The sequence below is a fragment of the Cereibacter changlensis JA139 genome, assembly GCF_003034985.1.
Lineage (GTDB): Bacteria > Pseudomonadota > Alphaproteobacteria > Rhodobacterales > Rhodobacteraceae > Cereibacter > Cereibacter changlensis.
Genome location: NZ_PZKG01000005.1, coordinates 30,938 through 46,487 on the forward strand (window position 1 = coordinate 30,938; position 15,550 = coordinate 46,487).

The window sequence follows — 15,550 nt, forward strand, 5'->3', positions numbered from 1 at the left end:
CCCTCTCAGTGGATGGGATGGATGCGCAGCACCGGCGCGCCGTCGGCGGGATCGGTTAGGATATGGGCGCAGACATCGAAGACGCCGCGCATCAACTCGGGCGTCAGGATCTCGCGCGGGGGGCCGAGCGCCAGCAGCCTTCCTGCCTTCAGCACCGCCACCCGGTCGCAGCCAAGGGCGTGGTTCAGGTCGTGCAGCGCCACCACCGAGGTCAGCGGCAGCCGGCGCACCAAGGACAGGATCGACAGCTGGTGGTGCACGTCGAGATGGTTGGTCGGCTCGTCGAGCAGGAGCACCGAGGCGCGCTGCGCCAGCGCCCGGGCGATATGCACCCGCTGCCGCTCGCCGCCCGACAGGGTGCACCATTGCCGCGCCGCCAGATCGCCCATGCCCACGTCGCCGAGCGCGCCCTTGACGATGGCGTCGTCGGCCGGGCTCCAGGGATCGTTGGCCGAGAGCCAGGGGGTGCGGCCCAGCTCCACCGCGTCGCGCGCGGTGATGCGGTCGCTGGTGTCGGCCTGCTGCGCCACCCAGGCGATGCGCTGCGCGATCTCGCGCCGGGGCAGGGCGGCGAGCGGCCGGCCCTCCAGCTCGACATGCCCCGTACTGGGGCGCAGCAGCCCGGCCATCAGCCGCAGCAGCGTCGACTTGCCGGAGCCGTTCGGGCCGATCAGCCCCAGCGTCTCGCCCGGGCGCACCGTCAGGCTGATGTCCTGCAGCACCACGGTGCGGCCCGTGGTCCAGCCGAGAGCGTGTGTTTCGAGGCTCATCTGCGGTCCTGCCCGCGGATCAGGATCAGCGCGAAGGCCGGGGCCCCGACCAGCGCGGTGATCACGCCGATCGGCAGCACCTGGCCCGGGACGATGACGCGCGACAGGATGTCGGCGGTGACGAGGAAGACCGCGCCGCTCAGCGCCGCCGCCGGGATCAGCCGGGCGTGGCGCACGCCCACCAGCAGCCGCGCCGCATGCGGGATCACCAGCCCGACGAAACCGATGGAGCCGACCATGCTGACCATCACCGCCGTCAGCAAGGCCGAGGCGCCGATCAGCACCGCCTGCACCCGCCGCACCGGCACGCCGAGCGCCGCGGCGGAGTCGCTGCCGAAGGTGAAGGCGTCCAGCGCCCTTGCATGTGCGGCGCAGAGCGCCACCCCGGCCAAAGCCACCGGCACCGCCAACGCCACGTCATGCCAGCGCACCCCGCTCAGGTTGCCCAGCAGCCAGAACATGATGCCGCGGGCCTGATCGGCATTGGCCGATTTGGTGATGATGAAGGAGGTGAGCGCGTTGAACAGCTGCGAGCCGGCGATGCCGGCCAGCACGATCTGCACCGCGCCGCGCCCGCCGACACTGCCGCCCGCCGCCCGCGCCAGCAGCGCGACCAGCGCGAAGGCCAGCACCGCGCCGCCGAAGGCCCCCATCGACAGCGACAGCGCCCCGGCGCCGAAGCCGGCGATGGTCACCGCAACCGCCCCGGTGGAGGCCCCGGCCGAGATGCCCATGATATAGGGATCGGCCAGCGGGTTGCGCAGCAGCGCCTGCAGCACCACGCCCGAGACCGCCAGCCCCGCGCCGCAGCAGGCGGCGACGAGGGCGCGGGTCAGCCGGTAGTTCCAGATGATGCCCTCGTCCATCGGGTCGAGCGGCAGGCCGGCGCCGAACAGCCGGTTGGCCAGCGCCTGCAGCACGGTCAGCGGCGGGATGCGGGTCTCGCCGATGCTGATCCCGGCGACAAGGGCCGCCGCCAGCACGGCGCAGGTCAGCAGCGCCCGCGAGGGGCGCGGCAGCCGCGAGGCGCGGGCGGCGGCCTCGGTCATTGCGCCATGCCGATCTTTTCCAGCCCCTCGGCGAGGATCTCCAGCCCGTCGATGCTGCGCAGGGTGGCGTCCATCGCATGGGCGTCCATCACCACGATGCGGCCCTGCTTCACCGCCTCCATCTGGCTCGCCACCGGGTCGCTGCGCAGGAACTCCAGCTTGGCCGCGGCGGAATCCGCCGGGAAGCGGCGGCGGTTCATCTCGGCGATGACGATCAGGCTCGGGTTGGCGCGGGCGATGGTCTCCCAGCCGACGACCGGCCATTCCTCGTCGGAGTCCACCACGTTGCGGATTCCGAGCTGCTCCATCATGTAGCCCGGCGCGCCCTTGCGGCCGGCGACATAGGGGTCGATGTCCATCTCGGCGCTGGAGAACCAGAACACCGCCGAGGCGTCCTTCACGTCGAGCGCCTGCGCCCGCGCGATGGCCGCGGCCTCGCGCGCCTGCAGCTCGGCCACCAGCGCGGCGCCGCGGTCCTGCACGTCGAAGATCTCGGCCAGTTCCGACACGCCCTGGTGCAGGGTCGCGGTGGAGAAGGGCTGCAGCCGCGTGCCGTCCACGCCGACGGTGTTATCCTTCTCCACGCAATCGGCGGGCATCACATAGGTCGGGATGTCCAGCTCGTGGAACTGGTCGCGAGTGGCGACGATGCCCTCTGGGCCGATGTGCCAGATGAACTGCACGGCAACCAGATCGGGCCGCTTGGCCACGATGCTCTCGAAGCTGGGGTCGTTGTCGGCCATCCGCTCGACGCCCGCGTCCATCTCGCGGAATTTCTCCGGTACGTCGGTGAACCAGACGGAGGTGCCCTGCACGGTTTCGGCGAGGCCGAGCGCATAGAGCACCTCGGTCGCGGCCTGGCCGACGGTCACGCTGCGCTCGGGGGCGCGGGCGAAGGTCAGCGTCTCGCCACAGTTCTCAAGCGTCAGCGGATAGCTGGTGGGCGCGGCCCAGAGCGGGGTGGACAGGCCGATGGCCAGCGCCGCGAGGGCGAAGCGGGAAGGCGTCATGCTGGAAAGCTCCGATCAGGAAAGAGCCGAAGATCGGGCGTCCTGCAAGACAGGAGGCAACCTGGCTCATGTGCGCCGGCACATGTCGCGGCACGGGGCCGCCGAGGGCATAGGTCATACGCATCCTTCCCCGGACACCCCGCCCGGCGTTACGTTTCTGCTGTCGGCAGGTCTCCTGACTGGCGGATCGACGCCTTGCCCGGCCTTCCCGGGGATAAACCCCAGTGGCGAAAATCGGGCGCAGCTAACCGCCTACAGTTGCGGGGGCAGTTCCGGTTCACGGCCGAGGCCGTGGCGGATTCCCTGTTAGTTCCATGTGGAAACCGACACAGCCTGCCTAGCCGCAGCCGGACGTCGGGTCAAGCGTTGCGCCCGCGCCTCAATGCGCCGTCATGCGCGGCGGCTCGCGCCGGGTCGCCAGCACCACCGCGGCGGGGGGCGGGCCGGCCGCCCGGTCCGCGGCGGCCGGCAGTCCGCCGGTCAGCAGGTCGGCCAGCCGCAGCAGGCCCGGCGACCAGTCGGAGGGGTCGAGATCGCAGAACACTTGCAGGTCGCCCGGCGTCATGCGGAACAGCGCGCAGCAGGGCCGGCTGCAGCCCTCGAGCCGGACATGGCCCTGCATCTCGAATTCCGGGGCCAGCAGCGGCGCGGCCTTCTCGACCGAGGCGGCCAGCTGCCGCACCACGGCCAGCCCGATGTGGCAGGGCTCGCCGGTGTGGCGGCATATGGTGGAGAGGTAGGTTCTTTCGCTCGTCGTCATCGCGCCCTCCGCGCCTGGGGAGCGGGCGGGCGAGGGCGGTCGGCGGCGGGCCGCGACCAGCCTGCGCCCGGGACACCCCGCCCGGTTCCAACAGTCCACGACGGCAGGTCTCCTGACTCGCGGGTCGCCGCTTGCCCCGCCCTTCCCGGCCCGTCCTTGGCCAGTGGGCATGTCGGGGCTCGCTCGCCGCCTACAGTTGCGGGGGCAGTCGCGGCCTGGGGCCGGAGCCCGCACCGCATTCCCTCTTCGCCCGGAGCGGCCTCCGGGAACCGTCCCGCCCAGCATCGCCCCGCCGCGCCCGTCGCGCAAGGGCCTGTCGCGGCGCCCGGCTGCGTCACGTCGCGCGGGGCGAGCGTTGCGGGAGTCCAGCATGTGGAAGGGGCGCCGCCGCCGCGCCCGGGTTTTTTCGCGTCCGAGCGGTGTTCCGACGCATTCCGGCTTGCAAGCTCGGCTTCAAGCCTCCTATCCTGAGCGTCGCAGTAGCCGGAAGGTCCACATGATGGACCGACCGGACGGGGTTGGGAGGCCCCGGCTGCCAGAGGGAGGAAGACATGCAACTGACCGACGCGCAGGCGGAGGCCGAGCTGGGGCTTGGCGGCATCGAGGCATTCGCCGAACCCAAGCGCGCCGAGCGCTGGATGCGCCCGGTGGAGCTCGTGGCTGCCGCCCTCCTGCTCCTGATGATCGTCATGGTGCTGGCCAATGTCTTCTTCCGCTACGTCCTCGCCCAGCCGCTGATCTGGGGCGACGAGGTCGCCTCGCTCAGCTTCATCTGGATGGCGATGCTCGGCGCGGCGCTGGCGGTGGACCGGCACGAGCACATGAAGCTCACCATCTTCCTGCCGCTGATGCCCCCCGCCGTCGCCCGCGCCGCCGAGATCGCCGGGCAGGTGCTGGTTTGCCTGCTTCTCCTGCGCCTGCTGCCGGTGGCCATCGAATATGCCTATGAGGAATCCTACGTCACCTCGCCCGCCCTCGGCCTGCCGATGACATGGCGCGCCTCGGCGCTGCCGGTCGGCATGGGGCTGATGGCGGTGCTGATGGTGCTTTCGGTCGTCCGCACCCGCGCCTGGGGCGTCATCGCCGCCACGCTGCTGATCACCGCTGCCGTCGTGGCGCTGCTGTGGTTCGCCCGGCCCTCCATGCTTGCCCTGGGCAACTGGAACCTGCCGCTCTACCTCGGCCTCTTCGTCGCGCTCCTGCTCGCCATCGGTGTGCCCATCGCCTTCTGCTTCGCCCTCGGCACGCTGGCCTACATGACCTTCGCCACCAACGCCCCGGTCTTCGTGATGATCGGTCGGATAGACGAAGGCATGTCCTCGATCATCCTGCTGTCGGTGCCGGTCTTCGTGCTTCTGGGCTGCATCCTCGACGCCACCGGCATGGGCCGGGCCATCGTCATGTTCCTCGCCTCGATGCTGCAGCATGTGAAGGCGGGGATGAGCTATGTGCTCCTTGGCTCGATGTTCCTCGTCTCCGGCATCTCCGGCTCCAAGGTGTCCGACATGGCGACCGTGGCCCCGGCGCTGTTCCCCGAGATGAAGCGGCGCGGCCATTCCCCGCCCGAGATGACCGCGCTTCTGGCGACAGGCGCGGCCATGGCCGACACCGTGCCGCCCTCCATCGTGCTGATCGTGCTGGGCTCCGTCGCCGGCGTCTCCATCGCCGGGCTCTTCACCTCGGGCTTCGCCATCGCCATGGTGCTTCTCGTGGTGCTCGCGCTCCTCGCCCGCTGGAAGGCCCGGCACGAGATCATGGCCGGCGTGCGCCGCGCCAGCTTCCGCGACGTCGTCAAGGCGCTGGTCATCGCCGCCCCGGCGCTGGTCCTCCCGTTCATGATCCGCAGCCTCGTCGGCGGCGGCGTCGCCACCGCAACCGAGGTCTCCACCATCGCCGTGGTCTATGCCTTCGTCATCGGCATCGTGCTCTACGGCGGCATCCCGAAGAAGAAGCTCCTGCCGATGCTGGTCGAGACCGCCGCCATGTCCGGCGCGATCCTCCTGATCCTCGGCGCCGCCTCCTCGATGGCCTGGGCGCTGACGCAATCGGGCTTCGCGCGCGATCTCATGGCCTTCGTCACCGCGCTGCCCGGCGGCTGGGGCGTGTTCATGCTCGCCTCCATCGCGATCTTCCTCGTGCTCGGCTGCGTGCTCGAAGGCCTGCCCGCCATCGTGCTGCTGGCGCCGATCATGTTCCCCATCGCGCGGGGGCTCGGGATCAACGACATCCACTATGCCATGGTCATCGTCACCGCGATGAACATCGGGCTGATGGCCCCGCCCATCGGCATCGGCTTCTACATCGCCTGCAAGATCGCCAAGGTGCCCGCCGACGCGGTGATGGCCAGGATCTGGCCCTATCTGCTGGCCCTGCTGATCGGTCTCGGCGTCATCGCCGCCGTGCCGTGGTTCTCGACCGCATTGCTTTGAAAACCCTGAGGAGGAGGAACTCATGAGCATCACCCGCCGCTCGATCTTGCTGGGCGCAACCGCAGGCGTCCTTGCCGCGCCGTTCATCCGGCCCGCTGGCGCGCAATCCGCCGAATTCACCTACAAGCTGGCCAACAACCAGCCGCTGACCCACCCGAGCAACATCCGCGGCGCCGAGGCCGTGGCCGCGATCCTCGAGGAATCCGGGGGCCGCGTCGATATCCAGATCTTCCCCTCCAACCAGCTCGGCGCCGATACCGACGTGCTGGGCCAGCTGCGCGCCGGCGGGGTGGAGTTCTTCCTGCTCTCGCCGGTGATCCTGTCGACGCTGGTGCCCAATGCTTCGATCAACGGCATCGGCTTCGCCTTCCCGGACTACGACGCGGTCTGGAAGGCGATGGACGGCGAGCTGGGCGCCTATGCCCGCGGCCAGATCGAGGATGCCGGCCTCGTGGTGATGGACAAGATCTGGGACAACGGTTTCCGCCAGACGACCACCTCCACCAAGCCCATCGTGACGCCCGCCGATCTCGAAGGCTTCAAGATCCGCGTCCCGGTCTCGCCGCTCTGGACCTCGATGTTCACCGCCTTCGGCTCGGCCCCCACCTCGATCAACTTCGCCGAGGTCTATTCCGCGCTGCAGACCGGCGTCGTCGACGGGCAGGAGAACCCGCTGTCGATCATGAAGGTCGCCAAGCTCTGGGAAGTGCAGAAATACTGCTCGATGACCAACCACATGTGGGATGGCTTCTGGCTCTTGGGCAACCGTCGCGCCTGGGCGGCGCTGCCGGAGGATCTGCAGGAGATCGTCTCGAAGCACTTCAACGCCTCCGCCGACAAGCAGCGCGCCGATGTCATGGCCCTGAACACCTCGCTGCGCGGCGAGCTGGAGGCCGAGGGCTTCGTCTTCAACGACGTCGATCCGGCGCCCTTCGAAGCCAAGCTGCGCGAGGCCGGCTTCTACGCCGAGTGGAAGAAGACCTATGGCGACGACGCCTGGGCGATCCTCGAAAGCGCCATCGGGCGCACCCTGGCCTGAGGCGCGCGCCGTGACCCTGCCGATGCCGAGCCCTCTGCCTCTCGACGCCCCTTCGGGGGCGGCGGGATCGCAGTCGGTGCAGCGCGCGCTGTCGCTCCTGTCGCTGGTCGGCAGGGGCGGCAGCGCCGGTCTGGGTCTGGCGCAACTGACCGCCGCGGCGGGGCTGACGCGCCCCACCGTGCGGCGGCTTCTGGTCGCGCTGGGAACGGCGCGGCTGGTCGAGCAGGACGCGGTGACGCGGCGCTATCACCTCGGCCCCGAGGCCTATCTGCTGGCGAGCTTCGCCGCCCCCCGCCACGGCATCCTGTCGCATGCCGCCGACAGCCTGAAGCGCCTCGCCGCCGAGACCGGCGACACGGCCTTCCTCTCGGTGCAGCAGGACGATCATGTGCTCTGCCTCGCGCATGAGGAGGGCAGCTTCCCGATCCGCACCCATGCGCTGAAGGCGGGCGACCGAAACCCGATCGGGCTCGGCGCCGGGGGGCTCGCGCTTCTCGCGGCGATGCCCGAAGCCGAGGCCGAGGCGCTGCTGCAGCGCATCGCCGCCCTGCCGTTGAAACCCGCGCTGCAGGATCTGCGCGCCGATGTCGCCCGCGCCCGCTCTCTGGGCCATGCGGTGAACCCCGGGCGGGTGGTGCAGGGCTCCTGGGGCATCGGCGTCGCGCTGCGCTGGCCCGATGGCCATCTCGCCGCCGCGCTTTCCGTCGCCGCCATCGAGGACCGCATGGGCCCCGACCGCCAGCCTGCGCTGGTGGCGCTCCTGCACCGCGAGGCCGCCCGCGTCGAGGCGCGGCTCGCCCGACATTTCGCCCCCTCTGACTGACAGGAGACCCTCATGTCCGAAGCACTGATCGTTGGCTGGGCCCACACCAAGTTCGGCAAGGCCGAAGCGCCCGACACCACCGCCCTGATGGCCGAGGTGGCCCGCCCCGCGCTGGACCATGCCGGCATCCCGCCCGAGGCGGTCGATGGCATCTTCGTCGGCGTCTACAACAACGGCTTCTCGCGGCAGGATTTCCAGGGTGCGCTCGTCGCCATGGGCACGCCGGAACTGGCGGGCATCCCCTTCCTGCGCACCGAGAACGCCTGCGCCACCGGCTCGGCGGCACTCTATGCCGCGGCGGATTTCATCGCCTCTGGCCGGGGGCGCGTCGCGCTGGTGGTCGGCGCCGAGAAGATGACCGCGACGCCGATGGAGGAGGTGGGCAACATCCTGCTCTCCGCCAGCCATGTGCCGGAAGAGGCCGCCATCGACGGCGGCTTTGCCGGGGTCTTCGGCCAGATCGCCAACAGCTATTTCCAGCGCCATGGCGACCGCTCGGAAGAGATGGCGATGATCGCGGCGAAGAACCACGCCAATGGTATGCGCAACCCTCTGGCCCATATGCAGAAGGATTTCGGCTTCGACTTCTGCAACCGTCCCTCCGAGAAGAACCCGCTGGTCGCGGGTCCGCTGCGGCGCACCGACTGCTCGCTGGTTTCCGACGGCGCGGCGGCCATCGTGCTGGCCGATGCCGAGACGGCGGCGGGGCTGGCGCGGGCGCTGCGCTTCCGGGCGCGGGCGCAGGCGGGCGACATCCTCGCGCTGTCGCGCCGCGACCTCATCGCCTTCGACGGCGCGCGGCGGGCTTGGGCTCAGGCATTGGCGCAGGCGGGGGTGGCGATCACCGATCTCGATCTGGTGGAGACACATGACTGCTTCACCGTGGCCGAGATGATCGAATACGAAGCGATGGGCCTCGCCGCCCCCGGCGAAGGCTGGAAAGTGGCGCGCGACGGCACCACCCGGCGCGATGGCGCCTTGCCGGTGAACTTGTCAGGCGGGTTGAAGTCACGCGGCCATCCCATTGGCGCGACCGGGGTTTCCCAGCATGTGATGGTGGCGATGCAGCTGATGGGCGAGGCGGGCGAGATGCAGAAGCCCGGCGCTGAACTGGGGGGCGTCTTCAACATGGGTGGTGCTGCAGTGGCCAATTACTGCTCGATCCTGGAGCGGGTCAGATGAGCGATCCCAAGGGCGGCGTCGCGCCGGTCTCGACCCGGGTGATGAACCTCGCCACGCTCCTGACCCAGAGCGCGCGGCGCGATCCGGAAGGCATCGCGCTGGTGATGGGCGAGGCGCGCTGGACCTGGGCCGACTTCGAGGCGCGCACCGACGCGCTGGCCGCCGCGTTGCAGCAGCGCTACGGGGTGCAGAAGGGCGACCGGGTGATGTGCCAGTCGCAGAACTGCCTCGAGATGCTGCAGGCGATGTTCGCCGTCTGGCGCGTCGGCGCGGTCTGGGTGCCCGCCAACTTCCGCCAGACGCCGGAGGAGGTGGTTTACCTCACCCGGTCCTCCGGCGCCTCGCTGATGCTCTGCAACGCGGCCTTCCCCGACCATGCCGCGGCCAGCGCCGAGCATTGCGACGGGCTGCAGCTCCTGTCCTTCGGCGCCGCCGACTTCGGCCCCTCGGTCGAGGATCTGACCGCCACCCATGCCGGGCAGAAGCCGCAGGTTGCGGCTGTCAACCGCGACGATCCCTGCTGGTTCTTCTTCACCTCAGGCACCACCGGGCGGCCCAAGGCCTCGGTGCTGACCCATGGCCAGATGGCTTTCGTGGTGACGAACCATCTGGCCGATCTGATGCCCGGCCTCACCTCCGCCGACGCCTCGCTGGTGGTGGCGCCGTTGTCGCATGGCGCGGGGGTGCATCAGCTGACCCAGATCGCGCGCGGAGTGAAGACGGTGCTGCTGCCCACCGACCGCTTCGACGTTCCGACCGCCTGGGCGTTGGTGAAGGAGTGGCGGGTCTCCACCATGTTCACCGTGCCGACGATCCTGAAGCTGCTGGTCGAGCATCCCTCGACCGCCGGGGCCGATACCTCCTCGTTGCGCTATGTGATCTATGCCGGCGCGCCGATGTATCGCGTGGATCAGCAGAAGGCGCTTCAGGTGCTGGGGCCAGTCCTCGTGCAATATTTCGGCTTGGGCGAATGCACCGGCAATATCACGGTTTTGCCGAACGATCTTCATGTGATGGATGATGGTCCGCTGGCCCGCATCGGTACCTGCGGCCACGCCCGCACCGGGATTGAGATCCAGATCCAGGACGATGCCGGGCAGGAGGTGGCGCCGGGCCAGACGGGCGAGATCTGCGTCATCGGCCCGGCGGTCTTTGCCGGCTATTACGACAACCCCGAGGCCAATGCGAAGGCCTTCCGCGACGGCTGGTTCCGCACCGGCGACCTTGGTCATATGGACGAGGCGGGCTTCCTCTACATCACCGGGCGGCAGTCCGACATGTTCATCTCGGGCGGCTCCAACGTCTATCCGCGCGAGATCGAGGAGAAGATCCTGACTCACCCGGCGATCAGCGAGGTCGCCGTGCTGGGCATGCCCGACCCGCTCTGGGGCGAGGTCGGCTGGGCGGTCTGCGTTCCGGCGCCGGGAGCGGCCGTGACCGAGGCGGAGCTGACGGCGCATCTCGAGGGCAAGCTTGCCCGCTACAAGATGCCCAAGCGCGTGGTTCTCTGGGAGGCGCTGCCGAAATCGGCCTATGGCAAGATCACCAAGAAGATGATCCGCGACGAGCTCACCGCCCGCGGCCTCGCCGGAGAGCCCGCATGATCCACCCCGGACCCCGCGCGCCCGAACGGGCGGTGGCGCGGCGCACGGTGCTGCGCCCGCTGCGCGGCATGCTGCCCAAAGGGCAGAGCGTGATGAAGGCAGTGGGTGAGCTTTTCGCCGCAAGCGGTTGCAAAGGCGGATTTCTTGCTCTCGACGGCGTCACCTGCGACCCACTGCGCTTCGTGCTGCCCGCGCTCTCCACCGACGGGCTGCATGCGGCCTGGTATTCCGACACCCACGCCCCGGAGGGCCGTGTCGCCGTTTCCCGCGCCACGGCCATCGTCGGCTGGCGCGACGGCGCGCCCTTCCTGCATTGCCACGGGCTCTGGACCCCCGGAGGCGTGACGCAGATGGGCCACCTCTTGCCCTTCGACTCGATGCTGGCCGAAGACGCCGAGGTCACCGGCCTCGGCAGCCCCGATTGCTGGTTCGAAAGCCTGCCCGATCCCGAGACAGCCTTCACCCTCTTCACCCCCGAGGGCGGCGGCGCCGGCCCGGCGCTCCTCGCCCGCATCCTGCCCGGCGAGGATTGCGTGACCGCGATCGAGGCGCTCTGCGCCGCCCATGGCATCACCGAAGCCGCGATCCACGGTGTCGGCAGCATCGACAATATCCGCTTCATTGAGGGCCATCGGATGGACTGCCTCGCCACCGAGCTGCGCTTCGACGGCGCCGTGCTGCGCAACGGCATCGCCACGCTTGGCATCGAGGTGGTGGATATCCACGGCGCCATCGCCAGAGGCGCCCTGACGCGCGGCGAGAACCGCGTCGGCGTCACGCTTGAACTCGTCATCGAACCCAAGGACATCACATGACCAAAGTCGCCCTCGTCACCGGAGCCTGCCGCGGCATCGGCCTCGCCGCCACCGAACTGTTCCTCGAGCAGGGCTGGCGCGTCGTCATGGTGGACCGCGACACCGAGGAGCTGCACAGCGCCGCCGGAAAGCTGGAGAACGTGCTGGCAGTCGAGGCCGACGTCTCGATCCCCGGGGATGTCGACCGCATGGTGGCAGAGGCGCTGGCGGGCTTCGGCCGGATCGATGCGCTGGTGAACAACGCCGGCGTGGCGCTGTTCTCGCGCGTCGGCCAGACGAGCTTCGAGGGCTGGCGCGAGGTGATGGCGACCAATCTCGACGGCGTCTTCCTCTGCACCCAGGCCGCGACCGAGGCTCTGGCCGAGACCCGCGGCGCCATCGTCAACATCGCCTCGATCTCGGGCCTGCGCGCCTCGACGCTGCGGGTGGCCTATGGCACCTCGAAGGCGGCGGTGATCCACATGACCAAGCAATATGCGGTCGAACTGGGCGAGCGCGGCATCCGGGTGAACTGCGTGGCGCCGGGGCCGGTGAAGACCAAGCTCGCCATGGCGGTGCATGCGCCCGAGATCATCTCGGCCTATTACGACGCCATCCCGCTGAACCGCTACGGCGAGGCGCGCGAGCTGGCCGAGGCCATCGTCTTCCTCTGCTCCGACAAGGCGAGCTTCGTCACCGGGCAGACGCTGGCGGTGGATGGCGGCTTCGACGCGGCGGGGGTAGGCCTGCCGGCGCTACGGCGCGCCAACGAGTAGGCCGTCGTGGTCACATCCCGAAGTAGCGCAGGATCGCGCCGCCGTGGCTCAGCCCGGCCCAGAGGCCGCCGCCGGCGAGCAGCAGGGCCAGCGGGCGGGCCAGGGCGGCCAGCGTCAGGGCGAAGCGCAGAACCGCCCAGAGGCTGCCCACCAGCGAGGCGACCAGCAAGAGGAACAGCGCGGCGGGGACGAGGAGATCGGTCGGCATCGGTCAGGCTCCGCTTGGTTCGCGCCGCTGGATGGGCTTTTCCCGCGGCGTCGTCAAACCGGCTCATCCCGCTATGGCGGAATGACGTCAAATGAACGCAACCAGAACTTGAACAGCGGCGCGGATGCCGTATACCTCGACGATGGTAATGCAAGACAACGAAGAGATCCGCGACCGTCTGCGCAGCACGCTGGGAGAGATCCCCACCGCCCTGCTGCCGCTGATCGAGAGGCATCAGGACAATCTGCGGCTTCTGGTCGAGACCTTGAACAGGGCGGGTCACCCTCCAGATGTCGTTCGCGAGTCGGTGCGTGATCTGATGGCCGCCCATGAGAACGACATTCTGGCGGCACTGGACGGCATGGAGAGCAAATGACGGCGATCACAGCAATTCACCTCGATGACGAGGAGGGCCGGATCTCGGCGCTGCGTCGTTACGAACTGCTCGATTCCGCGCCCGAGGCAGAGTTCGACACGATCATCCAGCTGATCATGAACATCTTCAAGGTCGAGATCGCGGCGATCTCGCTGATCGACACCGACCGGCAGTGGTTCAAGTCGTCGCAGGGCATGCTGACCCCGGGGACGCCGCGTTCGGTCGCCTTCTGCGATTACACGATCCGCTCGGCCGAGGTCTTCTCGGTCGAGGATGCGATGCGCGACCCGCGGTTCCGCAACCACGAATGGGTGACCCCGGCCGACGGGCTGCGCTGCTATCTCGGCGCGCCGCTGACCACGCCCGACGGCTACAACGTCGGCTCGGTCTGCATCGCCGGGCGGGAGCCGCGCCATTTCAGCAGCGCAGATCGCGACGTGCTGCAGAGCTTCGCCCGGCTGGTGGTGTCGCAGATGGAGCTGCGCCTGATCGCCAAGCGCGACTCGCTGACCGACGCGCTCAGCCGCCGCGGCTTCGAGGACGCGGTGACGGAAAGCTTCATCGACTTCCAGAAGACCGAGACTCCGGCCAGCGTCGCCATCCTCGATCTCGACCATTTCAAGGCGGTGAACGACACCTACGGCCATGGCATCGGCGATTCCGTGCTGCGGGCGATGGTCGAGGCGGCGGGGCTGGTGCTGCGCCGCACCGATGTCGTCGGCCGGATCGGCGGCGAGGAATTCGGCGTGCTGATGCGCGGAACCACGGTCGAGGCGGCGCTGCAGGTCGCGGAGCGGGTGCGCAGCGCGGTGGAGGCGTTGCGCTTCCCGGAGCTGCCGGAGCTGCGGGTCACCGCCAGCATCGGCGTCGCCGCCTGCACCCCGGACGATTCACAGCCCGACATGTGGCTCGAAGCGGCGGACAGGGCGCTTTATCTGGCCAAGCAGGGCGGCCGCAACCGGGTGGTCAGGGGCTGAGGCCCGGCAGGGACAGCGGTCGGACAGGCGGCATTTGGCCTGAGGGGTCATTCCGTCGCGGAAAGTGCTCTAGGCGATCGGCGCCATTCTGCCTTAAGCAGAATCAGTTTGCCGAAAGAAGCATCAACCGCACGGAGGACCACCCATGACAGCTCATCCCTTCCGCACCGGGCTCTGCGCCCTGGCGCTGCTTGCCGGAACCACCACGCTCGCTTCGGCGCAGGTCACGCTGGTGCGCGGCAACGACACCGATCCCGCCACGCTCGACCATCACCTGACGTCGAGCGTCGCCGAGTCCCGGATCCTGCACGACCTCTACGAAGGTCTGGTGATCCAGAACGCCAAGGGCGAGGTGGAGCCGGGCGATGCGGAGAGCTGGGAGATCTCGGAAGACGGGCTGACCTACACCTTCAAGCTGCGGCAGGACGCCAAATGGTCGAACGGCGACCCGGTGACCGCGGGCGACTACCTCTTTGCCTTCCGCCGGATCATGACGCCGGCGACCGCGGCGGGCTACGCCAGCATCCTCTTCCCGGTGCTGAACGCCGAGGCGATCACCGCCGGCCAGAAGCAGCCCGATGAGCTGGGCGTGGAAGCCGTGGATGACCATACGCTGAAGATCACCCTCAACGCGCCGACCCCCTATTTCCTCGAGCTGCTGACCCACCAGACCGCGCTGCCGCTGCACCAGACGACCGTCGAGGCGGAGGGCTCCAACTTCACCCGCGCCGGCGTCATGGTTACCAACGGCGCCTACATGCTGGAAAGCTTCACCCCGAACGACCGGATCGTCATGGTGAAGAACCCCAATTTCCGCGATGCCGACACGGTGCAGATCGACCGCATCGAATGGACCCCCTTCGAGGACCGCGCCACCTGCCTGCGCCGCTTTGAGGCGGGCGAGGTGCATATTTGCTCCGACGTCCCCGCCGAGCAGATGAGCTACATGCGGGAGAACCTGCCGACCAACCTGCGCATCGCGCCCTATCTCGGCACCTATTACCTGCCGGTGAAGACCACCAACGAGGGCCCGCTGTCCGACCCGCGGGTGCGTCAGGCGATCTCGATGGTGATCGACCGCGACTTCATCGCCGAGGAAGTCTGGCAGGAGACCATGCTGCCGGCCTATTCGCTGGTGCCGCCGGGCATCGCCAACTACGTCGCCGAGCCGCCGATGCTCGACTACGCCGAGACTGACCTCCTGGACCGCGAGGATCAGGCCAAGGCGCTGCTGGAGGAGGCCGGGGTCGCCGAGGGCAGCCTGACGCTGGACCTGCGCTACAACACCTCCGAGAACAACAAGAACACCATGACGGCCGTGGCCGACATGCTGAAGAACATCGGCATCAACGCCACGCTGAACGAGATGGAAGGCGCCGGCTACTTCAACTATCTGCGCGAGGACGGCCCCTTCGACATGGTCCGCGCCGGCTGGATCGGCGACTACAGCGATCCGCAGAACTTCCTCTACCTCAACCAGTCGGGCGTCTCGTTCAACTACTCCAAGTGGACGAACGAGGAATATGACCGGCTGATGCAGGAGGCCTCGACCACGCTCGACCTCGCGGCGCGGGCCGAGATCCTCGCCGATGCCGAGCGCATCTTCCTCGCCGAGGTGCCCTCGATCCCGATCCTCACCTATTCCTCGCGCGCCCTCGTCTCGGACCGGGTGCAGGGCTGGGAGGACAACCTGCCCGACGTCCACTACACCCGCTGGCTGTCGCTGAGCGAGTGACGGGTTCCGGGACGGGCT

General features: G+C 69.0%; 14 protein-coding genes, 1 pseudogene and 2 riboswitches. Of the genes and pseudogenes, 10 read left to right on the forward strand and 5 right to left on the reverse strand.

Features of this window, described 5'->3' with window-relative positions:
• Nucleotides 1-5: 5 nt before the first annotated feature.
• From C5F48_RS02115 to C5F48_RS02130, 4 genes and pseudogenes are all read right to left on the reverse strand, one after another.
• Nucleotides 6-707, reverse strand: a pseudogene (locus C5F48_RS02115) (ABC transporter ATP-binding protein); the annotation flags it as partial.
• A gap of 59 nt (nt 708-766) precedes the next feature.
• On the reverse strand, nt 767-1,819 hold the full coding sequence (locus tag C5F48_RS02120; protein WP_107662256.1) for a FecCD family ABC transporter permease: 1,053 nt from the start codon (nt 1,817-1,819) through the stop codon (nt 767-769).
• The gene (locus C5F48_RS02125) at nt 1,816-2,829 is read right to left on the reverse strand and encodes an ABC transporter substrate-binding protein (protein WP_107662257.1); all 1,014 of its coding nucleotides are present in this window, start codon (nt 2,827-2,829) and stop codon (nt 1,816-1,818) included. The genes C5F48_RS02120 and C5F48_RS02125 overlap by 4 nt, the downstream gene beginning before the upstream one ends.
• 148 nt (nt 2,830-2,977) lie before the next feature.
• A riboswitch (cobalamin riboswitch) is annotated at nt 2,978-3,171 on the reverse strand.
• Between the two features lie 37 nt (nt 3,172-3,208).
• Nucleotides 3,209-3,589, reverse strand: coding sequence for a hypothetical protein (locus C5F48_RS02130; protein WP_107662258.1), 381 nt, complete (start codon nt 3,587-3,589; stop codon nt 3,209-3,211).
• A gap of 85 nt (nt 3,590-3,674) precedes the next feature.
• Nucleotides 3,675-3,877, reverse strand: a riboswitch (cobalamin riboswitch).
• Nucleotides 3,878-4,140: 263 nt separating this feature from the next.
• Between C5F48_RS02130 and C5F48_RS02135 the strand changes: the two genes are divergently transcribed.
• From C5F48_RS02135 to C5F48_RS02165, 7 genes are read left to right on the forward strand one after another with little or no spacing between them, the layout of a single operon-like run.
• Entirely contained in the window at nt 4,141-6,018 is a 1,878-nt protein-coding gene (locus C5F48_RS02135) for a TRAP transporter large permease (protein WP_107662259.1), read from the forward strand.
• A gap of 22 nt (nt 6,019-6,040) precedes the next feature.
• Nucleotides 6,041-7,057, forward strand: coding sequence for a TRAP transporter substrate-binding protein (locus C5F48_RS02140; RefSeq protein WP_107662260.1), 1,017 nt, complete (start codon nt 6,041-6,043; stop codon nt 7,055-7,057).
• A 10-nt stretch (nt 7,058-7,067) separates the two neighbouring features.
• Nucleotides 7,068-7,880 (forward strand): IclR family transcriptional regulator, encoded by an 813-nt coding sequence (locus tag C5F48_RS02145; RefSeq protein WP_308812739.1) that lies wholly within the window; start codon nt 7,068-7,070, stop codon nt 7,878-7,880.
• 12 nt (nt 7,881-7,892) lie between these two features.
• Nucleotides 7,893-9,062, forward strand: coding sequence for an acetyl-CoA acetyltransferase (locus C5F48_RS02150; RefSeq protein ID WP_107662261.1), 1,170 nt, complete (start codon nt 7,893-7,895; stop codon nt 9,060-9,062).
• On the forward strand, nt 9,059-10,666 hold the full coding sequence (locus tag C5F48_RS02155) for an acyl-CoA synthetase (RefSeq protein ID WP_107662262.1): 1,608 nt from the start codon (nt 9,059-9,061) through the stop codon (nt 10,664-10,666). The genes C5F48_RS02150 and C5F48_RS02155 overlap by 4 nt, the downstream gene beginning before the upstream one ends.
• Nucleotides 10,663-11,481 (forward strand): PCC domain-containing protein, encoded by an 819-nt coding sequence (locus C5F48_RS02160; protein ID WP_107662263.1) that lies wholly within the window; start codon nt 10,663-10,665, stop codon nt 11,479-11,481. Before C5F48_RS02155 ends, C5F48_RS02160 begins: the two co-directional genes overlap by 4 nt.
• Nucleotides 11,478-12,236: an SDR family NAD(P)-dependent oxidoreductase gene (locus tag C5F48_RS02165; protein ID WP_107662264.1), complete on the forward strand. Its 759-nt coding sequence runs from the start codon at nt 11,478-11,480 to the stop codon at nt 12,234-12,236. The genes C5F48_RS02160 and C5F48_RS02165 overlap by 4 nt, the downstream gene beginning before the upstream one ends.
• A gap of 10 nt (nt 12,237-12,246) precedes the next feature.
• On the opposite strand, the gene C5F48_RS02170 is transcribed toward C5F48_RS02165, so the two are convergent.
• Nucleotides 12,247-12,444 (reverse strand): hypothetical protein, encoded by a 198-nt coding sequence (locus tag C5F48_RS02170; protein ID WP_107662265.1) that lies wholly within the window; start codon nt 12,442-12,444, stop codon nt 12,247-12,249.
• Nucleotides 12,445-12,568: 124 nt separating this feature from the next.
• Here C5F48_RS02170 and C5F48_RS02175 point away from each other — a divergent pair, with 124 nt between their 5' ends.
• The 3 genes from C5F48_RS02175 (at nt 12,569) to C5F48_RS02185 (ending at nt 15,532) form a co-directional block, all read left to right on the forward strand.
• On the forward strand, nt 12,569-12,820 hold the full coding sequence (locus tag C5F48_RS02175) for a hypothetical protein (RefSeq protein WP_111467505.1): 252 nt from the start codon (nt 12,569-12,571) through the stop codon (nt 12,818-12,820).
• Nucleotides 12,817-13,797, forward strand: a complete 981-nt coding sequence (locus tag C5F48_RS02180) for a GGDEF domain-containing protein (RefSeq protein ID WP_107662267.1) — start codon at nt 12,817-12,819, stop codon at nt 13,795-13,797. Before C5F48_RS02175 ends, C5F48_RS02180 begins: the two co-directional genes overlap by 4 nt.
• Nucleotides 13,798-13,942: 145 nt before the next feature.
• Nucleotides 13,943-15,532 carry a peptide ABC transporter substrate-binding protein gene (locus tag C5F48_RS02185; protein WP_107662268.1) on the forward strand — a complete coding sequence of 530 codons (1,590 nt, stop codon included), beginning with the start codon at nt 13,943-13,945 and terminating at the stop codon, nt 15,530-15,532.
• Nucleotides 15,533-15,550: the final 18 nt, after the last annotated feature.

Excerpts from the sequence above, each read along its gene's own strand:
- C5F48_RS02120 (WP_107662256.1), bottom strand. The coding sequence starts at position 1,819 with ATGACCGAGGCCGCCGCCCGCGCCTCGCGGCTGCCGCGCCCCTCGCGG.
- C5F48_RS02125 (WP_107662257.1), bottom strand. The coding sequence starts at position 2,829 with ATGACGCCTTCCCGCTTCGCCCTCGCGGCGCTGGCCATCGGCCTGTCC.
- C5F48_RS02130 (WP_107662258.1), bottom strand. The coding sequence starts at position 3,589 with ATGACGACGAGCGAAAGAACCTACCTCTCCACCATATGCCGCCACACC.
- C5F48_RS02135 (WP_107662259.1), top strand. The coding sequence starts at position 4,141 with ATGCAACTGACCGACGCGCAGGCGGAGGCCGAGCTGGGGCTTGGCGGC.
- C5F48_RS02140 (WP_107662260.1), top strand. The coding sequence starts at position 6,041 with ATGAGCATCACCCGCCGCTCGATCTTGCTGGGCGCAACCGCAGGCGTC.
- C5F48_RS02150 (WP_107662261.1), top strand. The coding sequence starts at position 7,893 with ATGTCCGAAGCACTGATCGTTGGCTGGGCCCACACCAAGTTCGGCAAG.
- C5F48_RS02155 (WP_107662262.1), top strand. The coding sequence starts at position 9,059 with ATGAGCGATCCCAAGGGCGGCGTCGCGCCGGTCTCGACCCGGGTGATG.
- C5F48_RS02160 (WP_107662263.1), top strand. The coding sequence starts at position 10,663 with ATGATCCACCCCGGACCCCGCGCGCCCGAACGGGCGGTGGCGCGGCGC.
- C5F48_RS02165 (WP_107662264.1), top strand. The coding sequence starts at position 11,478 with ATGACCAAAGTCGCCCTCGTCACCGGAGCCTGCCGCGGCATCGGCCTC.
- C5F48_RS02170 (WP_107662265.1), bottom strand. The coding sequence starts at position 12,444 with ATGCCGACCGATCTCCTCGTCCCCGCCGCGCTGTTCCTCTTGCTGGTC.
- C5F48_RS02175 (WP_111467505.1), top strand. The coding sequence starts at position 12,569 with ATGCCGTATACCTCGACGATGGTAATGCAAGACAACGAAGAGATCCGC.
- C5F48_RS02180 (WP_107662267.1), top strand. The coding sequence starts at position 12,817 with ATGACGGCGATCACAGCAATTCACCTCGATGACGAGGAGGGCCGGATC.
- C5F48_RS02185 (WP_107662268.1), top strand. The coding sequence starts at position 13,943 with ATGACAGCTCATCCCTTCCGCACCGGGCTCTGCGCCCTGGCGCTGCTT.